We start from the raw sequence: 19,205 nt of genomic DNA on the forward strand, positions 1-19,205 counted from the left end.
CCAGCGGGCCCCGGCGGCTCCCCGGCCCCGGAGTTCCGACCTCTCCCCCGCTCCTCCACCCGTCGGCGTACCCGCTCCCGTCCCCTCACCGATGCCCGCGCCCGGGCCCAGGCCCACGTTCGTGCCCGCGCCCACGCCCGTGCCCGTGGTCGTCGTGCCCGACCTGCCCCGGGCCACGACGCACCCCGTACAGCGGCGGGCCACGCTTCCGCTCGCCTCCACGCGGTCGCTCACCCCGAGCCTGCCGGGAGCCGAAGGCACGTCCGCCCCGGCCCGTACCTCCACCGCCCCGAGCCCCGCTCCCCTCTTCACGCCCACGCCCACGCCCGCGCCCGCGCCCGCGCCCACCGTCCAGCGCTCCTCCGCCGGGCCGGCCGCCGGCGGCACCACGGCGCCCCTCGGGTCCCCGCGCCCCGTCGTTCCCCTCGCCCCGCCCTCCGCGGCGCGGCCGGTCACCCGCCCTGTGGTGGTCCAGCGCCAGAGCGCCCCCGCGCCCGCCCCCGAAGCAGCCCCGGTCCCGACCGTCTCAAAGCCCCCCGTCGTCACTCCGGCCCCACTCCAACGAGCCACCTCACCCACAGCACCCGCCCCGCGTGCCACCACGGTCACCCGGACCGCTCCCGCCCCGGCGGCCGTACAGCGCACCGCCGGTCCTGCTCCCACCGGGCCGGCCGTCGGTGATGCCGAATCGCCCAGCCATCTCGACGAGTTGGCCCGGCGTCTCGTCACCCCGCTCTCGCGGCTGCTGCGCGCCGAGCTCCGCGCCGACCGGGAGCGGGTGGGCCGCCTCCGCGATCACGGCCGCTGACCGACCCTCCCACCACCGCCTATCCGAGAGATCCGCACCATGCCCCAGCAGCAGGACCCCGCATCCACCGTCTTCTTCAAGCTCGCCATCGACGGCCAGGACCTCGGCCTGTTCAACGGCTGTGACGGTCTCTCCTCCGAGGTGGAGGTGGAGCAGCGTCAGGAGGGCGGCAACAACGGCTTCGTCTGGCAGCTCCCGACCCGCGTCACGTTCTCCACCATCCGCCTGACCCGTCCCCTCACCCCGGACACGGCCAAGGTCGCCGCCTGGATCTCGTCGCTCGCCACCGGCATCACCCGCCCCACGGCGCAGATCGCGGCGCTTCGCGCCGACGGGTCGGTCGTCGCCCAGTGGGGCCTGGTCGAGGTGCTGCCGGTCCGCTGGACGGGCCCGACCCTCGACCCGGCGAGCCCGGCCGTCGCGACCGAGACCCTGGAGATCGCGCACCACGGCTTCACCGACGCGGGAGGAGCCTGAGATGGCCCCGTCCTTCGGAGGACTGGCTGCCAGCGGACTGTCGCGCGCCTCGCTCGCCATCCACCAGCCGCCGACCGATCTGTCGAGCAGCTACGGCGGCAAGCTGGGCGAGGTGAAGTTCGAGTTCAACCCCAATCAGCTGCAACTCAGCCGGTCCGCGAGCTGGTTCACGGAGCAGGCCGTCGCGTACGACCGCGGCGCGCCGCCGAAGTTCACCGGCAGCCGGCCCGCCGAGCTGCAGCTGGAGGTCTTCCTCGACCGCTCCGGCGACCCGTCGTCCAACGACGTGAAGCAGCAGGTGGAACTGCTGCTCTCGTGTTGCGAGGTGACCCAGCAGAGCATCGCCGCGAAGGCGCCTTCGCCGCCGTGGGTGCAGTTCTCCTGGGGCTCGTTCTCGACCGTGCAGTTCGTCGCGTACGTCACGTCCGTCTCGGCGACGTACACCCTGTTCAGCCCCAGTGGCATGCCGATCCGCGCCACCTGCTCGCTGTCGCTGACGGAGATCTCCAGCGCGACGAAGAAGCAGAACCCGACGTCCGGCGCCCTGTCGGCCCGCCGGGTGCACCGCACAGTCGCCGGCGACTCCCTGGCGTCCCTCGCCTGGCGGGAGTACGGCGACGCGACCCGCTGGCGTGTCATCGCCGAGGCGAACCGCATCGACGACCCGATGCGGCTGCGGCCCGGTACCGAACTGCTGCTCCCGTCCACCACCGAAACGCCGGAGACCGAGGGCGCCTCATGAGCGAGAAGACCTTCACCACCGTCCTCCACGTGCAGCTCGACGGCACGCCGCTGCCGGACCCGCTCGCGGTCCGCCTCACCGAGGGCTGGGTGGACGCCAGTGTCAACGTCCCGTCCGCCTTCCAGCTGACCTTCGGCGACAAGGACGGCACCCTCACCGGGAAGTTCCCGTTCCTGAAGGTCGGCGCCATGGCGGTGCTGTCCCCGTTCACCGACGGGAAGCTCGGGGAGCCCATGCTGACCGGCGAGGTCACCGCCGTCGAGGTGGACGCGTCGCCCGGCCACGGCCGGTATCTGATCGTGCGCGGCTACGACCCGGGGCACCGGTTGCTGCGCAGTCGGCGCGTCGAGGGCTATCCGAACATGACGGCATCGGACATCGTCAGGAAGCTCGCCGCTCTCAACCGCGTCCCGCTCGGCCGGGTCGACGCGACGCCGACCGTGTACGAGCTGGCCACCCAGCCCAACATCACCGACTGGGACTTCCTCTCGCGGCTGGCGCGGGAGAACGACGTACGGCTGTCCCTCGACCCGGCGGGTCGGCTCGTCTTCGCCGCGCTGCCCCCGGCCTCCTCCGCTCCCGCCGACACCACTCCCGCGGCGGTCAGCCCGTACGTCCTGGACTTCGGGAGCAACACGCTGCACAGCCGGGTGTCCGTCACCGCGGCCGGGCAGGTCGGGAAGGTCGATGTGCGGGGGTGGGATCCCCGCACCAAGCAGGCGTTGTCCTCGCCGACTCCCGCCGTCGCGAGCAGGGAGATCGTCTCGGACATCACCCCCGCGCAGCTCTCCGCGCCCTTCGGCCCTGCCGAACTGGCCTTCACGGGCACGCCGTTCACCACACAGTCGGAGGTGACGCAGGCGGCCGCGGCGCTCGCCGACGACGTCACGGGCTCGTTCGCGGAGCTCGAGGTGGCGGTCACCGGCAATCCGTCCCTGAAGCCGGGGCAGCCGGTTGCCGTGAAGGGCGCGGGCTTCCCCTTCGAGGGGCGGTACACCGCCACCGGGGTGCGCCATGTCTTCGCGTCGGGACGGCAGTTCGCGACGTGGCTGACGGTGTCGGGACGGCAGTTCCGTTCGCTGTACGGGACGGCTTCGGGCGGCGGGGAGCCCGCGCCGCCGATGCCGGGCGTGGCGGTCGCCCTTGTCACCAACACGAAGGATCCGCTCTCGCTCGGCCGGGTCAGGCTGCGTTTCCCGTGGCTGTCGGCGACGTACGAGAGCGGCTGGTGCCGGGTGGCCCAGCTCGGCGGGCGGGGTGGCGGCGGTCTGATGCTCCCCGAGGTCGACGACGAGGTGCTGTGCGCCTTCGACCGGGGGTCCCTCGAGCATCCGTACGTGCTGGCGGGGCTCTACAACGGGGTCGACAAGCACACCCCGGCCACCGACCGGGTGCCGCCCGTCGATCCGACGAGCGGGCGGGTGCAGTGGCGCGCGCTGACCTCGCGTACCGGTCACACCGTGGAGCTGCGGGAGGAGGGCGGCCGGACCCGTGCCTCGCACGGCATCCGGCTGCGTACGTCGAAGGGGGGACTGAGCGTCGAGCTGAACGAGGCCCGCACCACGCTGACCATCGACAGCGACGGCACGGTCACCATCTCGGGGGCGCGGGGGGTGACGGTGGAGTCCGGGACCGATCTGACGTTGTCGGCCAAGGGGCGGATCAAGCTCGACGCGGGGCTCGGCGTGGACATCAAGGCCGGCATGAAGTTCAAGGTCTCCGCGCTCACGCAGGCCGTCGTCAACGCCCCGACGTTCGTGACCTCGACCGTTCCGATGCCCAACCCCGTCGTGGCGAACCTGCCGTTCTGACGGCCGGCGCCCTTTCCGAGTCCGGAGGAGGACCTTCCCTTGAGTGAGCACTTCGTCGGCGCCGGCTGGGCCTTTCCCCTGCGGACCGGCCCCAGCGGTTCCATCGCGCTCGTCCGGCGCGACCGCGAGATCGAGGAGTCGATGCGGCTCGTCCTCGCGACGGCTCCGGGCGAGCGGCCGATGCGCCCCGAATTCGGCTGCGCGGTGCATGAGTTGGTGTTCGCCCCGGTCAACGACGCGACGATGGGGCGGGTCCGGTACGAGGTGATGTCCTCGCTCGACCGCTGGGAGCCGCGCATCGACGTGGAGGACGTCACGGTCGCCCCGGCGCCCGACGAGCCGACCACGCTGCACATCGACGTCCGCTACCGGGTACGCGGGGCCAACAACCCGCGCAATCTCGTCTTCCCCTTCTACGTCATCCCCTCCGAGGACTGAAAGAGCCGCCATGGCCCTGCCCGCACCCCATCTCGACGACCGGCGCTTCCAGCAGTTCGTCGACGACGCCAAGCGCTACATCCAGCAGGCGTGCCCCGAGTGGACCGACCACAACGTCTCGGACCCTGGGGTCACCCTGGTCGAGGCCGTCGCGCACATGGCGGACCAGCTCGTCTACCGTCTCAACCGGGTTCCGGAGAAGAACCATCTGGCCTTCCTCGACCTGCTCGGGGTGACGCTGTTCCCGCCCGCCGCCGCCCGTGCCGAGATCACGTTCCGGCTCTCGGCGCCGCAGCCGGAGCCGGTGGTGCTGCCCACCGGCACGGAGGTGTCGACGGGGCGGACGGAGACGGAGGAGGCGGTGGTCTTCGCGACCAGCGCCGATCTGACGGTCGTGCCCTGCGCGTTGACCCACCTCGTACGCCAGGAGGCCGGGGGCACGCCCGAGGACCGTTCCCAGGACCTGCTCGGCGGCGAGGACGTGCCCGCGTTCTCGGCGGCGCCCCGGATCGGCGATCTGCTGCTGCTCGGTCTCTCGGCGGCCGTGCCGGACTGTCTGCTCGTGCTGGACCTGGACAGCCGGGTGGACGGTGTCGGTGTGGACCCGCGCAGGCCGCCCCTGGTGTGGGAGGCGTGGACGGCGGCCGAGGGCTGGGTGGTCTGCGAGGTGGACGAGGACACCACGGGCGGCCTGAACCGCCCGGGTGAGGTGCTGCTCCACATGCCGTCCGGGCACGTGGTGTCGCGGCTCGCCGGGCATGAGGCGGGCTGGGTGCGCTGCCGGGTCGTGGAGGCCGCCGAGGGGCTGCCCTCGTACAGCGAGTCCCCGACCGTACGGGCCGCGGGGGCGTTCACCATCGGCGGGACGGTGCGCGCGGCGCACGCGGAGACGGTGCGGGACGAACCCCTCGGCGAGTCCGAGGGTGTCGCGGGGCAGCGGGTCCGGCTCGCGCACGCGCCGGTGGTGGACCGTCCTCCGCTGCTGCTCCAGGTCGCCGGGCGGGCGGACGGCGGTGGGGACGAGGAGGATCCCGAGGCCGGCTGGCAGGAGTGGAGCGTGGTCCGCGACTTCGCCTCCTCGCGCCCGGGTGACCGCCACTTCACGCTGGACGCGACCACGGGCGAGATCGCCTTCGGGCCGTGTGTGCGACAGCCGGACGGCACGCTGCGGCAGTTCGGGGCGGTGCCGCCGAAGGGTGCGGCGATCCGCGCGGTCCGTTACGGCACCGGGGGCGGCCGGGCGGGCAACGTGGCCCGCTCCACGATCACGGTCCTGCGCAGTTCCATCCCGTACATCGCGCGGGTGGAGAACCGTGAGGCGGCACGCGGCGGCGTCGACGGGGAGACCGTCGAGGAGGCCAAGTCCCGTGCGCCCGTCACGCTGCGGGCGCAGGAGCGGGCGGTCACCGCCCGGGACTACGAGGAGCTGGCGCGCCGGGCGGCGCCCGAGGCCGCGCGGATCTCGTGTCTGGCGGCGGACGCGGCCGAGGCCGGCGAGAACGCCGTGCGGGTCCTGGTCGTGCCGCAGGCGGTACCGGACCGGGGTGGCCGGCTGCGGTTCGAGCAGCTCGTGCCGGGCGAGGAACTCCTGTCCCGGGTGACGGGCTTCCTGGACGAGCGGCGTCCGCTGGGGACCCGGCTCGCCGTCGGGCCGCCGTTCTACCAGGGAGTGACGGTGGTGGCGACGCTGCACTCCTTCCGGGCCGCCGAGGCGGAGCGGGTGCGCGCGGAGGCGCTGGACACGCTGTACGCGTACCTGGACCCGCTGACGGGCGGGGCGCACGGCGAGGGGTGGCCGTTCGGTCGCCCGCTGCGGGCCGGGGAGGTCTTCGCGGCGCTCCAGCGGGTGCCGGGCGTGGAGCTGGTGGACGAGGTCCTGCTGCACCCGGCGGATCCGCTGACCGGTCGCAGGGGTGAGACGACGGACCGGATCGAGCTGGCGCCGTCCGCGCTGCTCTTCCCGTTCGACCATCGTGTCCGTGTGATCGAGGCGCGGTGAGCGGGTCCGCGCGGGGGACGGTCCCGGGCCTTGCGACGCCGTACCCGCTGGGGGCGGCGCTGCCCGCCGTCTACGCGGAGGACGACTTCGGCCAGCGGTTCGTGGCCGGTCTCGACGTCGTCCTCGCTCCGCTCTTCAACGTCCTGGACTCCCTTGAGGCGTACTTCTCGCCCGCGCTGGCCCCTGCCGACTTCGTGGACTACCTCGCGACCTGGGTCGGCGCGGAGCTGGACGGCGGGGAGCCGATCGCGCTGCGCCGGCACGCGGTCGCCTCCGCCGTGGCGCTGCACCGGGTGCGCGGCACCCGTCAAGGGCTCGCGGCTGCGGTCCGGCTGGCCTTCGGGGTTGCCCCGGAGATCTCCGAGAGCGGGGGTGCGAGCTGGTCCGCCGCGCCGCTCGGCCCGTTCCCCGGGACGCCCGTGTCCGGGCTGCACGTGGTTCTCCGGGTCGCCGACCCGGCTGCCGTGGATCCGCACCGACTGCGCGCGGTGGTGGCCGCGGCCCGTCCCGCGCACCTGCCGTTCACGGTGGCGGTGACCGCGTCCGGTCCGTCCTCCGCGACCTCTTCCCGTACATCCGAAGGAGCTTGACCCTGATGAGTGACGCGCCCCAGACCCGTCCGTGCCCGGACTGCGCGAGCCCGGTGCGGACGTCGGACCAGTCGTTCTGCGACAGTTGCGGAGCCTTCCTGCGCTGGGACACCCCGGCGGACGCCGCCGCGGCCGGGGGGACTCCGCCCGGTGCCGAGGCGACGGTCCGGGAGGAGCCGGCCGGCGAGGCGGGGAGCGGAGACGGGCCGTCGGTGCCGGCGGCCCGGCCGGAGCCGAGCCGAGTTTCGGCATCCGCACCGACGCCGTCGGGTCCCGAGGAGGTGACCGCCCCGCTGCCCGCCGTGGACCCGGCCTCCCCGGCTCCCGCGCCCACCCCCGTACCGGAGGAGGCGAGGACCGTGTCCGACGGGCCCTCGGACACGCTCGTACGCTCCCTCCTCGTCCCCGTCCCCGGGGACCGGCCCCGGGAACCGGCCGTGGCCGCGCCGGTGCTTCCCGCGCGTCCGGAGGCGGCGCGTCCGGCGGTCCGGGCGGCCGGGGCGCCCGCGCCCGTCCAGGGCGGCACGCCGTGCCCTGCCTGCTCGCTCGCCAACACCCCGGGTCGTCACTTCTGCCGCTTCTGCGCGACGCCCATGGTCCCCGAGCGGCTCTCGACGGCCGAGGGGCCTTACGCGGGCCGTCGCCCCGGGCTCAACCGCGACCGGAGCCGCTGGATCGTCCGTGCCCTGATCGCCACGGCGGTCGTGGCGGTCGTGGTCGGCGGTGTCGTCGGCGGCCCGCCCGCCGCGCGCGCGGTCCAGGACCACTTCGCCACCCGTGTCCCGGTGCATCCGGTGGCCTGGGCGGCCTCGCACTCCGCGCCGAAGCAGGACGCGAAGCTGGCGGGCGACGGGTACTCCAACACCTGGTGGGGCACGGGGTACGCGGGTGACTCGGCCGGCCAGTACCTGGAGGCCCGCTTCGCCGAGCCGACGGATCTGCTGAGCGTCCTGATCACCCCGGGCAGCGCGAAGAACACCACCCAGGCCGACGGTCAGGCGACCCCGCGCACCTTCGACCTCGTGGTCAGGGACTCCTCGGGCGAGACGCGCGTCTCACACCACCGCATCAACGACGGTGGCACCCAGCGCGTCGACGTCCGGGTCCGCGACGCGCTGTCGGTGCAGCTGGTGCTGCGGACGGCCTGGCGGGCCGACTCCCGCCGGCAGGTGGCCGTCGCGGAGCTGGAGTTCTTCGGCCGTTCCGTCTCCTGACGCTCCGCCGGTCAGGTGCGCAGCCACACCGCCGTGTCGGTGGGGAGCCCGCCGTCGGCGTCCAGCGGACCGCTCGACAGGAGCAGCCGCTCGTACGGCGGGAGGGCGGCCGGGGCCGGGAAGAGGTTGACCACGCACACCAGGCCGCCGGTGCGGGAGAGGGCGAGGGCTCCTTCCCGCGCGGGCACCGCCTGTTGGTGCGGAGGCCGGACATCACGCCAGTCGCGTCATTGCCGACTCCTTGCCCCACGCGAACGCGACCCGCGTGGGGCCGACATCACGCCTGGGCGCCCGAAGGGTTGACGGCCCCACAGACGCCCCATAACTTCATGCCTTGATAAAAGTCTTGCTGTTGGGGGTTCTCCATGAGGCACGAAACGGCGAAAGGGTTGTCAGGTGCATTACATGCTTAACCGAGGGCTCAGATACCTCCGAGGACTGCGCCCCCTCACCGTGCTCACCGCCGGCGCCCTCGTCGCCGGCAGCCTGGTCCTCACCGGGCCCGGCACCGCGCAGGCCGCCGGCGAGCGGGTCGACGTCTGGCTCACCACCACCTCCGACTCCGGCGGCCGTACCGTCATCCGGGGACTCGCCCCGCAGGCACCCCTCGCGTTCGGGCCGGCCGGCGGCGCCGCGAGCCACACCCTCACCGTCGACGAGGGCACCACGTACCAGCAGTTCGAGGGTGGCGGTGCGTCGATCACCGACACGACCGCCCATCTCCTGCGCGGGGGCGCGGTCAGTGCCGCCACCCGCGACGAGGTGATGCGCAGGCTGTTCTCGCCCACCGAGGGCATCGGCCTCTCCTTCGTCCGCAACCCCATCGGAGCCTCGGACCTCTCCCGTCCCGGGAACGTCTCCCTCGACGACACGTGCTGCGACCTGAACGACTTCGGGTCCAACGGCTACGACACGAACGTCCGGCTGCTGACCGCGCAGGCCAAGCAGCTCAACCCGGCACTCCGGGTCAAGGGCGTGCCGTGGAGCGCGCCCGGCTGGATGAAGGACAACGGCCGGATGGACCAGATGGGCTGGCTCAAGGCGGAGTACTACCCGCTGTACGCCCAGTACCTGGTCAAGTACGTGCAGAGCTACCAGGCCGCCGGGGTGAAGGTCGACTACGTCTCCGTGCAGAACGAGCCGAACTGCTGTCAGGCCGGCAACCCGACCGCCATGAACTACCCCGGCATGAGCTGGAACCCGGCCGGGCTCGTCGAGTTCACCAAGAACCACGTCTACCCGGCCTTCCGGGCCGCGGGCCTCACCACCAAGGTCCTCGTCCACGACTGGAACTACGGCGACTACGCCGGCTTCGGCGCCGGGATCCTCGGCGACGCGGGCGTGCGCGACGATCCGCTGTTCGGGGGCATCGCCTGGCACGGCTACTTCGGAGACCCGGCCGTGGGCACACAGGTGCACCAGCAGTACCCGACGGTCAAGCAGTTCAGCACCGAGCACTCCGGCGGCACCTGGATCGCCGACCAGCACGACGAGGACCTCAGGGACATCGTCGACTACGCCCGCAACTGGAGCGGCAGCCTGGTCAAGTGGAGCCTGGCCCTCAACCAGAACATGGGCCCGCACAACGGCGGCTGCGGCACCTGCACCGGTCTCGTCACCGTGCAGGAGGGCGGCGCCCGCGCCGGGCAGGTCGACTACACGATCGAGTACTACACGACGGGTCACCTGACCAAGTTCGTCAGGCCCGGTGCGTACCGCATCGCCTCCACCGCCAACAGCACCGTGAAGAACGTGGCCTGGCGCAACCCCGACGGCTCCAAGGCGCTGATCGCCCACAACGGCGGCGGCTCCGCCCAGTCCGTCCGGGTCGACTGGGGCGGCCAGTCCTTCACGTACACGCTGCCCGCCCGCACCACCGCGACCTTCACCTGGGCGGGGACGCCCGCCGGCGGAGGCGGAGCCGGCCCGCTGACCGGTCTGGCCGGGAAGTGCCTGGACGTGGCCGGCGGGGCCACCGTCGACGGCACGCCCGTCCAGCTGTACGGCTGCAACGGCACCGCGGCGCAGCGCTGGACGCTCGCCGCCGACGGCAGCGTGCGGGCGCTCGGCAAGTGTCTCGACGTCACCGGCGGTTCGACGGCCGACGGCGCGCGGGTCCAGTTGTACAACTGCAACGGCACCGCCGCGCAGCGCTGGACCTACGACGCCGCCACGCACGACGTGGTGAACACGGGCGCGAACAAGTGTCTGGACGTCACGGGCAACTCGTCGGCCGACGGGACCCGGGCGCAGATCTGGACCTGCACCGGCGGGGCCAACCAGAAGTGGACCCACGATCCGGCCTGATCCACGGCCCACACAGCCCTTCTCCGTCCCCCACCCCACAGGCCCCGCGCCTGTTCGAAGGAGCCCGCATGCCACCCGTACGTCCCCGGCGGACGCTGAGCGCGGCGGTGGTCGCCGCGACCGCCGTGCTCACCGGTCTGCTCACCGGCGGTCCGCCGAATGCCGCCGCCCAGGAACCCGTCCCCCGGGTCGTCGACCGGTTCGAGGGTGAGGTCCCGTTCGCGGGGCCGCCGGCGGAGGGACTGTTCACCTGGGGCGACGCCACCGGGTCGCACCCCCGGCTCGAACTGACGGAGCGCGCCGACGCCCCCGAGGGCGGCAAGGTCCTCGAGGGCCGCTACGACATCGGCGGCTGGGGAGGCTTCACCCACGACTTCGCCTTCGACCGGCCGGCCCACGACTGGACCGCGTACAAGGGCATCCGGCTGTGGTGGTACGGCCAGAACACCGCGCCGCTGCCGCCCGGCTCGGGCCGCCGGATCGCGCTGGAGATCAAGGACGGCGGCGCGAACGGGGAGGCGTCCGAACTGTGGACGACGTCCTTCACGGACGACTGGGAGGGCTGGCACCTCGTCGAGATCCCGTTCTCCGCGTTCGTCTACCGGACCGACTACCAGCCCGTCGGGGGCATCGACCAGGTCCTCGGGCTCGACCGGATGTGGGGGTACGCCGTCACGCTCCCCACCGGCGGGCCGGGGGCGTTCGCCCTCGACGGCGTGGAGCTGTACGGCACGGCGGAACCCGCCCTCACCACCAGGGTGGTCACGAAGTCCGTGGTGCACCCGGTCGAGGAGGGCGGCAGCGCCCGGGTGGACGTCTCGGTGGCCACCACCGGCTCCGGACCGACCGGCGAGCCCGTCACCGTCACGTACGGGACGGGGGACGGCGGCAGCGCCGAGCCGGGGAAGGACTACCGGCCTGTCACGGGGAGCGTCGTGTTCCCCGCCGGGACGCCGTCCGGTACGACCCGTTCGATCACCGTGCCGACGATGAGGGACGGTGCGGCCGAGTCCGCGGAGACCGTTCCGCTCCGGCTGACGGTCGAAGGCGCCAAGGCTCCCGCGGAGGACCCACTGGTCGTGGTGAACGCGCACGGGCTGCCGTACCTCGACACCCGGCTGCCGGTGCGCAGGCGGGTGGCCGACCTGGTCTCCCGGATGTCCCTGGCGGAGAAGGCCGGGCAGATGACGCAGGCCGAGCGCAACGCGCTCAAGGCGCCGGGTGACATCGCCGGGTACGGCCTCGGGTCCCTGCTCTCCGGCGGCGGTTCGGTCCCGACGCCCAACACGCCCGAGGCCTGGGCCGCGATGGTCGACGCGTACCAGCTGCGCACCCGGGCGACCCGCTTCCAGATCCCGCTGATCTACGGCGTGGACGCGGTGCACGGGCACAACAACGTCATCGGGGCGACGATCATGCCGCACAACATCGGCATCGGCGCGGGCCGCGATCCGGAACTGGCCGCGAGGACCGGGGCCGTGACCGCGAAGGAGGTGCGGGCCACCGGCGTCCCCTGGGACTTCGCGCCGTGCGTGTGCGTGACCCGCGACGAACGCTGGGGCCGGTCGTACGAGGCCTTCGGGGAGGACCCGGCGCTGGTCACCGCCATGGAGACCGTCATCAACGGCATGCAGGGCGCGCGCAACGGCAAGGACCTCGACCGCAACGACAAGGTGCTCACCAGCGCCAAGCACTTCGTCGGCGACGGCGGCACCGCCTTCGGCTCCTCGACCACCGGCTCGTACACGACCGACCAGGGCGTCACCCGGGTCAGCCGCGCGGAGCTCGAAGCGGTGCACCTCGCTCCGTTCGCCGAGGCGGTTAAGCGGGGCACCGGCACGGTCATGCCCTCGTACTCCTCCCTCGACGTCCTCGGCGACGACCGGGGGCCCGTGAAGATGCACGCGAACGCCGAGATGATCAACGGGGTCCTCAAGGACCGGATGGGCTTCGAGGGCTTCGTCATCAGCGACTGGCAGGCCATCGACCAGATCCCCGGCGACTATCCCGGCGACGTGCGGACCTCGGTCAACGCCGGGCTCGACATGATCATGGTACCGACGAACTACCAGGAGTTCATCCGGACCCTCACCGCCGAGGTGGAGGCCGGCCGGATCTCCACCGCGCGGATCGACGACGCCGTGGCCCGCGTCCTGACGCAGAAGTTCCGCCTCGGTCTGTTCGAGAAGCCGTACGCGGACACCACGCACCTGCCGTCGATCGGATCGCCCGCGCACCGCGCGGTGGCACGCGAGGCCGTGGCGAAGTCCCAGGTGCTCCTGAAGAACGAGGGCGCGGTGCTGCCGCTGAAGCCCACGCAGAAGGTGTACGTGGCCGGGTCGAATGCCGACGACCTGGGCAACCAGGCCGGTGGCTGGACCATCAGCTGGCAGGGCGCGTCCGGACGGACGACGACCGGTACGACGATCCTCGAAGGGATGCGCAAGGCCGCGCCGGATGCGGACATCGCCTGGTCGAAGGACGCCTCGGCGCCGACCGACGGCTACGACATCGGCGTGGTGGTGGTCGGCGAGACCCCGTACGCCGAGGGGTTCGGCGATGTCGGGAACGGCCACGACCTCGAACTGAGCCCCGCCGACAAGGCGGCGGTGGACAAGGTCTGCGCGGCGATGCCCTGCGCGGTTCTGGTGGTGTCCGGGCGGCCCCAGCTGATCGGCGACCGACTGCCGGCCGTCGACGCGCTCGTCGCGTCCTGGCTGCCCGGCACGGAGGGCGACGGTGTCGCCGACGTCCTCTACGGCACGCGGCCGTTCACCGGTCGACTGCCGGTGACGTGGCCGAGGTCGGAGGCGCAACTGCCCGTCAACGTGGGCGACAGCAGCTACGACCCGCAGTTCCCCTACGGCTGGGGATTGACCACCCTCACGGCCCGGTCCGGAGGGGAGCCCGCTCTGCGGGCCGTGCGCGCCGCGGCCGAGGTGCTCCGGGCGGCCGGTCGGGGCGGCTCCGCCGAGGGCCGGAGGCTCGTCGAGACAGCGCGGCTGATCGTGCAGGACAAGATCGGTCAGGACATCACGGAGGCCGTGGCCAAGCCGTTCGCCGAGGCGGACCACCTGCTGCTCACGGGCGATCCGGTGGGCGCGATCGGCAGACTGACGGAGGCGTACCGGGCCGCCGGCTGACGGAGGCGGACGGGACCGCGAGCTGACGGTTCGATCCCCGGGGCGAGAGGCTCGCCCCGGGGATCACGCTTGTCCCGGGCCCCCCTCCCAGCTATCTTGCATTACATGGTTCCTGGTAACGCAATGAACGAGGCGGGGGGCAGAGTCCCCAGCCAGCTCCGCAAGGGGCTGCTGGAGTACTGCGTCCTCGCGCTGCTCAGGGACGAGCCGAAGTACGGCGTCGAACTCGTCGCCGAGCTCTCCGCGGTGAGCGTCATGACCACCAGTCAGGGCACGATCTACCCGCTGCTGTCGAGGCTGCGCCGCGAGGGACTCGTCGACACCGAGCTGCGCGACTCCCCCAGCGGACCGCCGCGCCGCTACTACACGCTCACGGCCGTCGGGCTCGCCTCTCTCACCGAGTTCGCCCGCGCGTGGCCGCTGTTCCGGGACGCCGTCGACCACTTCCTCACCGACCCACAGGGGGATCCCGCATGAACGCCATCGACCACCCGCTCGTCACCGCCTACCTCGACGCCGTCGCGCGCGAGACGGCCGAGCTGCCCGCCGAACGCAGGGCCGAGCTCCTCGCGGACCTCCGCGAACACGTCGAGGCCAGCGACGCGCGGGACGACGACCAGGTCCGCGAGGTCCTGACCGGGCTCGGGGAGCCCCGTACGGTCGCCGCGTCCGCCCTCTCCGAGGAGACGCCCGCCGGCCACATCCACCCGGCTCCGGTCGCACCCGGCCGCGCCAAGCTGACCGTGATCCTGCTCGGCTGCTCGGGACCTCTGCTCCTGGCCAGCTCCGTCGTGGGGACGATCGCCCTGATCGCCGGCCTGGCCCTGCTGTGGGGCGCACCCCGGTGGGAGACGCGGCACAAGGTGATCGGGACCGCGACCGCCGTGGCCGTCCCGGTCCTGGTGTTCGTGGGCGCCCTGCTCGGGGCCGCGTCCCGGATCGGTCCGATCGAACTCCTGCTGCTGCTCGCGTTCTCCCTGGGCGTCCCGGCGGTCGGCGCCACCGTCCTGCTGCGCGCCGTACGCCGCTGAGGCAGGGACGCGGTACGGCTCCGGGGCGCCCCCTCCGCTGGAGGGGACGCCCCGGAGCCGTTCGTGCGTGCCGTCAGGCGGCGGGGCCGGGGATCTGGAGAGCACGGGAGTTGCGCTCCCAGCCCGACCACAGATCGCCGTCGGCGCAGTAGCCGCACCCGGGACCGAAGAACATCCCCCGGGCGTTCTCGTCGCCGAGCAGCCAGAAGCGCAGCCAGGCGGTGGTCGGGGCGCGGAAGTCACCGCCGTCGCCGATGGAGTCCAGGTGCCCGGCGCCCCTGACCTCGCCGTAGACGGCGGGCACGTGGTCCGAGTCCCGGTACAGGGCCTTCACCAGGGCCGGCCACACGGTCAGGTCGCGCTGGCCGGCCAGGTAGAAGACGGGTTCGTCCATCAGGTCCGGATCGGTCAGCGGCCCAGGCTGGATGGGCAGGGCCGCGTCCACCCGCGGGTCGACGGCGGCGTTGACGGCGGCCGCGCCGCCCTGGGAGTGACCGGCGGAGGCGATGTGGTCGAGGTCCACCTTGCCGTGGAATCGGCTCGCGCTGTCCGCGTCGCGGTGCTCCAGGACGTCGATTCCCGCGCGCATGCTGAGCGCGAAGTTCGACGTGGGGGTGTTGGCGGCGACGACGATGAGGCCGTGGCTCGCCCAGTGCCGCAGCAGCGAGCTGTAGAAGCCGGGCACGGCCCCCGTACCGTTCCCCCAGATGACGACCGGATGCCGCTCCCCCGACCGCCCCATGTCCCGCGGGTAGTAGAAGGTGTGCACCGCCTCGATGTCGACGTCCACCTCGTACGGTCCCGGCTGCCCCCAGGCGGTGCCGACGGAGGGAACACTCCCTGCGGTGATCCCGTCGGCGACGGCGCCGGCGGTGCCCGGCGTGGTGCACACCGCCATCAGGGCGGCGAGCAGAAGGCCGCTGAAGACGCGGCCCGTTCTCCCTGGCATACGAACTCCTCTACGGATCCGGCACGTTGCGCGTCCTCGCAAGCGTGGCCAGGGCCATGATCGAGCGGTGCCGGGGCGGCTGTCTGTCGGCAGGGGCCCAGATCTGAGGAGGCCGGCTTGGGCAACTGCCCACAGCACGCCGCCGCCCCCGCCGAATCCGTGGTTCGGTGGGGGCGGCGCGCGGTGACGGCCGTCCGGGTCGGCGGACGGCCGGCGGGTGGTGGCGTCCGGGTCAGCGGGCCAGCAGCTGGAGCGTGTCGATCACGCGGTTCGAGAAGCCCCACTCGTTGTCGTACCAGGCGACGACCTTGATGTGGCGGCCCTCGACGCGGGTGAGCTCCGAGTCGAAGATCGACGAGGCCGGGTTGCCCGTGATGTCGGAGGAGACGAGGGCGTCCTCCGAGTACTCCAGGACACCGGCGAGCGGGCCCTCCGCCGCCGTGCGGTACGCCGCGAGGACGTCCTCGCGGGTCACGTCGCGGGCGACGGTGGTGTTGAGCTCGACGATCGAGCCGACCGGGACCGGCACGCGGATCGAGTCGCCCGACAGCTTGCCGTCGAGGTTCGGCAGCACGTGGCCGATCGCCTTGGCGGCGCCCGTCGAGGTCGGCACGATGTTGACCCCGGCGGCGCGGGCGCGGCGCGGGTCGCGGTGCGGGCCGTCCTGCAGGTTCTGCTCCTGCGTGTAGGCGTGGACCGTCGTCATGAAGCCGTGCTCGATGCCGGCCAGGTCGTCGAGGACCTTGGCGAGGGGCGCGAGCGCGTTGGTCGTGCACGAGGCGTTCGAGACGATCGTGTGCAGGTCCGCGTCGTACGCGTCGGTGTTGACGCCGTAGGCGAGGGTGACGTCGGCACCGTCGGCGGGCGCGCTGACGAGGACGCGCTTGGCGCCGGCGTCGATGTGGCCGCGGGCGGCCTTCGCGGACGTGAAACGGCCGGTCGCCTCAAGGACGATCTCGACGCCGAGCTCGGCCCACGGCAGCTGCGCCGGCTCGCGCTCGGCGAGCACCTTGATGCGGCGGCCGTCGACGACGAGGGTGTCCCCGTCGACGGTCACCGGGCGGCCGAGGCGGCCCGAGGTCGAGTCGAAGGCGAGGAGCCGTGCGAGTGCCTTCGGCTCCGTCAGGTCGTTGACGGCCACGACCTCCAGGTCGGTGTCGCGCTCCAGCAGTGCGCGCAGCACGTTGCGTCCGATGCGGCCGAAACCATTGATGGCGATGCGAGTCATGAGGTGTGTCCCTTCTGCGTCGCCACCAGGTTCGCTCGCCGGGACCGGCCGTGACAGAGGCGGGATCGCCACGGTCCGCAAGGATCACGCCAACGCCACTACGGACCCCTCGCCCTCTCGGCTACTCGCCCTTGGCGAAGGTGCGCCGGTACTCGCTGGGTGTGGTGCCGAGGATGCGCTGGAAGTGAAGCCGCAGGTTGGCGCCGGTGCCGAGCCCGACGTCGGCCGCGATCTGCTCGACGCTGCGCTCCGAGCGCTCCAGGAGTTCCCGGGCGAGGTCGAGGCGGGCGCGCATCACCCACTGCATGGGGGTGTAGCCGGTGTCCTCGACGAAGCGCCGCGAGAACGTGCGCGGCGAGACGGCCGCGTGCTGGGCCAGTGCGTCGAGGGTGAGCGGTTCGTCGAGCCGGTGCAGGGCCCACTCGCGGGTGGCGGCGAACCGTTCGCCGAGCGGCTCGGGCAGGCTGCGCGGTACGTACTGGGCCTGGCCGCCGCTGCGGTAGGGGGCGGCGACCAGGCGGCGGGCCGCGTGGTTGGCGGCGGCGACCCCGAGGTCGCCGCGCAGGATGTGCAGACACAGGTCGATGCCGGAGGCGGCGCCGGCCGAGGTGAGCACGCTGCCCTCGTCGACGAAGAGGACGTTCTCGTCGACCTGGACGAGGGGGCGCTTCGCGGCGAGCGCCTGGGCGTAGTGCCAGTGGGTGGTGGCGCGCCTGCCGTCGAGCAGGCCCGTCGCGGCGAGCGCGAAGGCGCCCGTCGAGATCGCGGCGAGGCGCGCGCCCCGGTCGTGGGCCGCGATCAGCGCCTCAAGGACGGGGCGGGGCGGGTCCTCCCGGTCGGGGAAGCGGTAGCCGGGGACGAAGACGATGTCGGCCCAGGCCAGGGCGTCGAGGCCGTGGGCGACGACGTACGAGAGACCGTCGCCGCCGGTGACGGGACCGGGTTCCGCGCCGCAGACCCGTACCTCGTACGGCATGCTCGCGCGGGTCGTGAAGACCTGCGCGGGGATGCCGACGTCGAGCGGCTTCGCCCCTTCCAGTACGAGGACGGCGACGCGGTGGAGGCGGAGGGTGGGCGGCACGGGGTCGAGCGTACGCGGCGGGGCGGGACGCGGAGCCGCGGCCACGACGGTCCCGGTCCGCGCCCGTCACGCGGCTGGGGCCTGATCCGCCGGACAGGCCCTCAGTCGGTTCGGCCGGTCCGAGAGGTGCTCAGGGGCGTTCGGGCCATGAACGACTTTCGGCCGGTCCCGCCCGGGCCCATGAGGAGGCGGTGTCCGGCGCGCGGGTCGGCACGCCGTACGATTCCTGCGTTGTCACCTATACATCGCCCGAAGGAGATTCCCATGGCCCAGGTCACGCTGAAGGGCAGCCCGGTACAGGTCAACGGCAGCCTGCCGACCCCGGGGAGCCAGGCTCCTGACTTCACGCTCGTCGCCGAGGGTCTCGCCGACAAGACGCTGAAGGACTACGCCGGCCAGCGCAAGGTCCTCAACATCTTCCCGAGCGTCGACACCCCGACGTGCGCGTCCTCCGTGCGCGCCTTCAACGAGAAGGTCGGCGAGCTGGAGAACACGGTGGTGCTCTGCATCTCCGCCGACCTGCCCTTCGCCCAGGCGCGCTTCTGCGGCGCCGAGGGCCTGGAGAACGTCAAGAGCCTCTCGACGCTCCGCGGCCGGGAGTTCCACACCAACTACGGCGTGGAGATCGCCGACGGTCCGCTGGCCGGTCTGACCGCGCGCGCCGTCGTCGTCCTCGACGAGAACGACACCGTTCTGCACGCGCAGCTCGTGGGCGAGATCGCCGAGGAGCCCAGCTACGACGAGGCGCTCGCCGCCCTGAAGTAGTCGGTCTCGAAGCAGTCCGGCATGAGGCAGTCGGCCATGAGCGCCCGGCCCTGAAGCCGTCCGTCTTGAGGTCGGCTTGAAGCCGGCTTGAGGCCGCCTTGAAGCACCCCCCGGGATTTGTCCCGCGCGAAGGGCCCCTCCACCGCCACGGTGGAGGGGCCCTTCGCGTACCCGCGCCACACGGAGGTCAGGCGCAGGAAGGGCAGAGCCCGCGATACGTCACGTCCGCCGTGGCCACGGTGAAGCCGAACCGCTCCGCCGGCGGCAGGGCGCCCAGCGGGTCGCCCGTCGGATGGACGTCGCGGATGATGCCACAGTTCGAGCAGACGAGATGCTGATGGGGGTGGTGCGCGTTCGGGTCGTAGCGCTTCGCGCGGCCGTCCGTGGAGAGCTCCACCACCTCTCCCAGGGCGACCAGTTCACCCAGGGTGTTGTAGACCGTCGCCCGCGCGATCTCCGGCAGGTGCGCCACGGCGCGCGCGTGGACCTCGTCCGCCGTGAGGTGGACGTGGTCACCGGCGAGGACCTCCGCGACGACACGCCGCTGGGACGTCATCCGCCAACCGCGCGCACGCAGTCGCTCCAGCAGGTCACTCATTCGGGCTCACCCTCCGGATGATTG

General features: G+C 72.8%; 18 protein-coding genes. 13 read left to right on the forward strand and 5 right to left on the reverse strand.

The window, feature by feature from the left end:
- The first annotated feature begins 121 nt into the window (after positions 1 to 121).
- The 8 genes from IO20_RS39670 to IO20_RS0113550 are packed head-to-tail and all read left to right on the forward strand — an operon-like array spanning position 122 to position 8,079.
- The gene (locus IO20_RS39670) at positions 122 to 808 is read left to right on the forward strand and encodes a hypothetical protein (protein ID WP_106978623.1); all 687 of its coding nucleotides are present in this window, start codon (positions 122 to 124) and stop codon (positions 806 to 808) included.
- A gap of 39 nt (positions 809 to 847) precedes the next feature.
- Positions 848 to 1,285, forward strand: a complete 438-nt coding sequence (locus IO20_RS0113520) for a phage tail protein (protein ID WP_030212278.1) — start codon at positions 848 to 850, stop codon at positions 1,283 to 1,285.
- 1 nt (position 1,286) lies between these two features.
- Positions 1,287 to 2,027, forward strand: a complete 741-nt coding sequence (locus IO20_RS0113525) for a CIS tube protein (protein WP_030552384.1) — start codon at positions 1,287 to 1,289, stop codon at positions 2,025 to 2,027.
- Positions 2,024 to 3,838: a VgrG-related protein gene (locus IO20_RS0113530; RefSeq protein ID WP_030552383.1), complete on the forward strand. Its 1,815-nt coding sequence runs from the start codon at positions 2,024 to 2,026 to the stop codon at positions 3,836 to 3,838. Before IO20_RS0113525 ends, IO20_RS0113530 begins: the two co-directional genes overlap by 4 nt.
- 39 nt (positions 3,839 to 3,877) lie before the next feature.
- The gene (locus IO20_RS0113535) at positions 3,878 to 4,276 is read left to right on the forward strand and encodes a GPW/gp25 family protein (RefSeq protein WP_030552382.1); all 399 of its coding nucleotides are present in this window, start codon (positions 3,878 to 3,880) and stop codon (positions 4,274 to 4,276) included.
- A gap of 10 nt (positions 4,277 to 4,286) precedes the next feature.
- Positions 4,287 to 6,275, forward strand: coding sequence for a putative baseplate assembly protein (locus IO20_RS0113540; RefSeq protein WP_030552380.1), 1,989 nt, complete (start codon positions 4,287 to 4,289; stop codon positions 6,273 to 6,275).
- Complete coding sequence (locus tag IO20_RS0113545) at positions 6,272 to 6,865, forward strand: phage tail protein (protein WP_030552378.1); 594 nt, start codon at positions 6,272 to 6,274, stop codon at positions 6,863 to 6,865. Before IO20_RS0113540 ends, IO20_RS0113545 begins: the two co-directional genes overlap by 4 nt.
- Before the next feature lie 5 nt (positions 6,866 to 6,870).
- Positions 6,871 to 8,079: an NADase-type glycan-binding domain-containing protein gene (locus tag IO20_RS0113550; RefSeq protein WP_051874567.1), complete on the forward strand. Its 1,209-nt coding sequence runs from the start codon at positions 6,871 to 6,873 to the stop codon at positions 8,077 to 8,079.
- 11 nt (positions 8,080 to 8,090) lie between these two features.
- Here IO20_RS0113550 and IO20_RS39675 read toward each other — a convergent pair whose 3' ends face one another.
- Entirely contained in the window at positions 8,091 to 8,267 is a 177-nt protein-coding gene (locus IO20_RS39675) for a DUF3459 domain-containing protein (protein ID WP_106978622.1), read from the reverse strand.
- 217 nt (positions 8,268 to 8,484) lie between these two features.
- Between IO20_RS39675 and IO20_RS0113560 the strand changes: the two genes are divergently transcribed.
- The 4 genes from IO20_RS0113560 (at position 8,485) to IO20_RS37595 (ending at position 14,560) form a co-directional block, all read left to right on the forward strand.
- Positions 8,485 to 10,386: a lectin gene (locus tag IO20_RS0113560; protein WP_051874566.1), complete on the forward strand. Its 1,902-nt coding sequence runs from the start codon at positions 8,485 to 8,487 to the stop codon at positions 10,384 to 10,386.
- A 68-nt stretch (positions 10,387 to 10,454) separates the two neighbouring features.
- Positions 10,455 to 13,529 (forward strand): glycoside hydrolase family 3 protein, encoded by a 3,075-nt coding sequence (locus tag IO20_RS0113565; RefSeq protein WP_030552372.1) that lies wholly within the window; start codon positions 10,455 to 10,457, stop codon positions 13,527 to 13,529.
- A gap of 105 nt (positions 13,530 to 13,634) precedes the next feature.
- The gene (locus tag IO20_RS0113570) at positions 13,635 to 14,006 is read left to right on the forward strand and encodes a PadR family transcriptional regulator (RefSeq protein WP_030552370.1); all 372 of its coding nucleotides are present in this window, start codon (positions 13,635 to 13,637) and stop codon (positions 14,004 to 14,006) included.
- A complete protein-coding gene (locus IO20_RS37595; RefSeq protein ID WP_051874565.1) occupies positions 14,003 to 14,560 on the forward strand; it encodes an HAAS signaling domain-containing protein in 558 nt (185 codons plus the stop codon). Before IO20_RS0113570 ends, IO20_RS37595 begins: the two co-directional genes overlap by 4 nt.
- Positions 14,561 to 14,633: 73 nt before the next feature.
- Here IO20_RS37595 and IO20_RS0113580 read toward each other — a convergent pair whose 3' ends face one another.
- From IO20_RS0113580 to IO20_RS0113590, 3 genes are all read right to left on the reverse strand, one after another.
- Positions 14,634 to 15,509: a poly(ethylene terephthalate) hydrolase family protein gene (locus IO20_RS0113580; protein WP_030552364.1), complete on the reverse strand. Its 876-nt coding sequence runs from the start codon at positions 15,507 to 15,509 to the stop codon at positions 14,634 to 14,636.
- A gap of 232 nt (positions 15,510 to 15,741) precedes the next feature.
- Positions 15,742 to 16,737: a type I glyceraldehyde-3-phosphate dehydrogenase gene (gene gap / locus IO20_RS0113585; RefSeq protein ID WP_030212318.1), complete on the reverse strand. Its 996-nt coding sequence runs from the start codon at positions 16,735 to 16,737 to the stop codon at positions 15,742 to 15,744.
- A gap of 121 nt (positions 16,738 to 16,858) precedes the next feature.
- Positions 16,859 to 17,818, reverse strand: a complete 960-nt coding sequence (locus IO20_RS0113590; protein ID WP_030212321.1) for a GlxA family transcriptional regulator — start codon at positions 17,816 to 17,818, stop codon at positions 16,859 to 16,861.
- Positions 17,819 to 18,082: 264 nt separating this feature from the next.
- Here IO20_RS0113590 and tpx point away from each other — a divergent pair, with 264 nt between their 5' ends.
- Positions 18,083 to 18,583, forward strand: coding sequence for a thiol peroxidase (gene tpx, locus IO20_RS0113595; protein ID WP_030552361.1), 501 nt, complete (start codon positions 18,083 to 18,085; stop codon positions 18,581 to 18,583).
- A gap of 187 nt (positions 18,584 to 18,770) precedes the next feature.
- Here tpx and IO20_RS0113600 read toward each other — a convergent pair whose 3' ends face one another.
- Positions 18,771 to 19,181, reverse strand: a complete 411-nt coding sequence (locus tag IO20_RS0113600; RefSeq protein WP_030212330.1) for a Fur family transcriptional regulator — start codon at positions 19,179 to 19,181, stop codon at positions 18,771 to 18,773.
- Between the last annotated feature and the right edge of the window lie 24 nt (positions 19,182 to 19,205).

This window comes from Streptomyces exfoliatus, assembly GCF_000725545.1.
Classification (GTDB): domain Bacteria; phylum Actinomycetota; class Actinomycetes; order Streptomycetales; family Streptomycetaceae; genus Streptomyces; species Streptomyces exfoliatus.

Bases quoted from the DNA above. Each gene is read 5' to 3' on its own strand.
- IO20_RS0113580 (WP_030552364.1), bottom strand. From the start codon at position 15,509: ATGCCAGGGAGAACGGGCCGCGTCTTCAGCGGCCTTCTGCTCGCCGCC.
- IO20_RS0113520 (WP_030212278.1), top strand. From the start codon at position 848: ATGCCCCAGCAGCAGGACCCCGCATCCACCGTCTTCTTCAAGCTCGCC.
- IO20_RS0113540 (WP_030552380.1), top strand. From the start codon at position 4,287: ATGGCCCTGCCCGCACCCCATCTCGACGACCGGCGCTTCCAGCAGTTC.
- IO20_RS0113560 (WP_051874566.1), top strand. From the start codon at position 8,485: ATGCTTAACCGAGGGCTCAGATACCTCCGAGGACTGCGCCCCCTCACC.
- tpx (WP_030552361.1), top strand. From the start codon at position 18,083: ATGGCCCAGGTCACGCTGAAGGGCAGCCCGGTACAGGTCAACGGCAGC.
- IO20_RS37595 (WP_051874565.1), top strand. From the start codon at position 14,003: ATGAACGCCATCGACCACCCGCTCGTCACCGCCTACCTCGACGCCGTC.
- IO20_RS0113570 (WP_030552370.1), top strand. From the start codon at position 13,635: ATGGTTCCTGGTAACGCAATGAACGAGGCGGGGGGCAGAGTCCCCAGC.
- gap (WP_030212318.1), bottom strand. From the start codon at position 16,737: ATGACTCGCATCGCCATCAATGGTTTCGGCCGCATCGGACGCAACGTG.
- IO20_RS0113525 (WP_030552384.1), top strand. From the start codon at position 1,287: ATGGCCCCGTCCTTCGGAGGACTGGCTGCCAGCGGACTGTCGCGCGCC.
- IO20_RS0113565 (WP_030552372.1), top strand. From the start codon at position 10,455: ATGCCACCCGTACGTCCCCGGCGGACGCTGAGCGCGGCGGTGGTCGCC.
- IO20_RS0113550 (WP_051874567.1), top strand. From the start codon at position 6,871: ATGAGTGACGCGCCCCAGACCCGTCCGTGCCCGGACTGCGCGAGCCCG.
- IO20_RS0113530 (WP_030552383.1), top strand. From the start codon at position 2,024: ATGAGCGAGAAGACCTTCACCACCGTCCTCCACGTGCAGCTCGACGGC.
- IO20_RS0113600 (WP_030212330.1), bottom strand. From the start codon at position 19,181: ATGAGTGACCTGCTGGAGCGACTGCGTGCGCGCGGTTGGCGGATGACG.